This is a genomic window from Actinomycetospora sp. (genome assembly GCF_055612215.1).
On sequence record NZ_JBVPVA010000111.1, the window covers coordinates 1 to 1358 of the forward strand.

The 1358-nt window shown below is 77.2% G+C and carries 2 protein-coding genes; one reads left to right on the forward strand and one right to left on the reverse strand.

Annotated elements, in window-relative coordinates:
• Positions 1–777, forward strand: a 777-nt coding sequence (locus AC0CYZ_RS02860; protein WP_472212161.1) for a ParA family protein, incomplete at its 5' end; no start/stop codon positions are given.
• A 13-nt stretch (positions 778–790) separates the two neighbouring features.
• Here AC0CYZ_RS02860 and AC0CYZ_RS02865 read toward each other — a convergent pair.
• Positions 791–1358: SAV_6107 family HEPN domain-containing protein (locus AC0CYZ_RS02865; RefSeq protein ID WP_472212163.1), on the reverse strand; the 568-nt coding region annotated here is incomplete at its 5' end.

The window sequence follows — 1358 nt, forward strand, 5'->3', positions numbered from 1 at the left end:
CGCCAGGGGTTGCGCACCCTGGTGATCGACCTCGACCCGCAGGGCAACGCCACGACCGCCCTCGAGCCGGCCGAGAGCGAGACCACGATCGCGGACGCGCTGGAGAACCCCTCGCCCGCGATCCTCGCCTCCTCCATCGCCCCGAGCGCCTGGGACGACACCATCGACGTGCTCGTCGGGTCCGAGGACATCGAGCGGCACAACCACCCCGACCCGGGCTCGCAGCGGCTGGGCCGGCTGTCGCGCCTGCTCGCCGCCCTGCCCCGCGGGAGCGCGTCCGACGACGGCGGACCCTCCCGGTCGTCGGCGGGGGTGCGCCTCCCCTCCTACGAGCTCGTGCTCATCGACTGCCCGCCCTCCCTGGGCCAGCTCACCCGTTCCGCGCTCGTGGCCGTCGACCGCGCCGTCCTCGTCACCGAGCCGACGATCTTCGCCGTCTCCGGCGTGCAGCGCGCCTTCGAGGCGGTGCAGGCCGAGCGCGCCCACAACCCGCGCCTGCAGCCTCTCGGCGTGCTCATCAACCGCTTCCGGGCCCGTTCCGCGGAGCACGAGTTCCGGGTGAACGAGCTCCGCGAGCTCTTCGGCCCGCTCGTCCTGCCCGGCGTGCTGCCCGACCGCACCGCCGTGCAGCAGGCCCAGGGCGCGGGCGTCCCGATCCAGCGTTGGGACACCCCCGGCGCCCGGGAGATCTCACAGCACTTCGAGAACCTCCTCGGACGCATCGTGCGGGCCGGCCACCGCTCGCGCGAGCAGCGGAAGCCCCGCCGCACCGGCTGAACGCCGCGCGCGATCAGGACGGGCGCCGCCCGGCCACCGTCCGCGTCACCAGCCCCAGGAAGAGGTCCGCCTGCCGGACCATGTCGTCGGCGTCGCGCTGCCCCACCCGGCTGCGCGCCCCGGCCTCCACCGCCGACCGCGTGGCCGAGTGCGCCGCGAAGAACGCGGCCCACTCGCCGTACTCGGGGGCGACCGACGCGAGCAGCGTCCACGCGTCGGTCGGGCGGGCCGAGCGTCGCGTCCGGGCCCGGGCCGCGAGCACCGCGGCGGCCGAGCGCAGGGCGGACAGGTGCGCGAGCCGGAACCGCTCCGCCGGCGTGTCCGCCCGCTGCGCCTCGCGCAGCCCGTCCCGGGCGGACTCGAGCAGCGTCACCTCCGAGCGGGACGGCGGCGGCCCGGGCGGGCGCGGGCCGGTCGGCGCGGCCCCGGCCGGACGACGACCACGGGCGGGGCGGCCGCGGTGACCTCCCCGGGGCGTGGGCGCGTGCGCCAGGCCGGTGTCGAACAGGCTCGCCGACTCCCCCCGGGGGTCGGGCGTCGAGGCGGGCATCGTCGGGATCGTCATGGTGTCCTCCCGGACT